At 45.4% G+C, this 819-nt stretch carries 1 protein-coding gene; it reads left to right on the forward strand.

Annotation, left to right across the window (positions count from 1 at the left end; all coding sequences use genetic code 11):
- Nucleotides 1-662 (forward strand): lipocalin family protein (locus R7E78_RS25730; protein WP_318058556.1); only part of this gene is annotated, 662 nt, incomplete at its 5' end.
- Nucleotides 663-819: the final 157 nt, after the last annotated feature.

Here is an 819-nt window from a genome sequence, read left to right on the forward strand (position 1 = left end):
GTTTATGGATAGATAACTGGACTTGGCGCTCATTAGGCTCTACACCATTTCCAGGCAACCTCAATGTTACAACGGACACATTCGGACTCGAACTGAATACCATGACAAGCGGGCCGTTTGTGGTAAATGGAGACAAAGGCTTTCAAGTTAAACATGCACTGCAATCTGTGGCGTCGTTTAGCTTTAGCGCACCGTTTCTTAATGTAAAAGGCACATTGAACTTAAATGGCCGCCTCATCCCCGTAACAGGCTCAGCCTGGACGCAAAAAGAATGGGGCAGTGGCTTAATCGGCCAAGGCCAACAAGGTTGGGATTGGTTTGTCTTTAACTTGGATGATGGACGTGCGTTAACGGTTAGCCGTTACCGTCACCACGGTCAGACGCCTCATATTTTCGGTACGCTATCGACCCGTTCGGGAAAAGTGGTCAATCTATCAGAGAAAGAGGTCTCGATTACGCCAATGCAGGTAACAAGCCTGTCGAATGGCAGACGTTTACCGTTGCAATGGATCATCAATGTACCTGAACACAAAATTAATTTGACGACTCGTATCATAAAATCCGATATGTGGTTGCCATTTGTTATCCCTTATTGGGAAGGTCCCATCTTGGCTTCTGGCTCCAACGAGGCGTGGGGCTTTATGCAGCTCACCGGCTACTAAAATCTATCGAAAGCCACTTAGCAAAGTGGCTTTTTTGTGTCTGAAGCACGTTAGTTCTGTCTAAAAAATCACAGACTTACCGTGAAGTGAGACATCATCTTATGCTACTTTAATAACGATCTTGGTTAATAACTGGATAGATAAGAGGAGACGAGAA

The sequence above is a fragment of the Vibrio sp. YT-19(2023) genome (assembly GCF_033337395.1).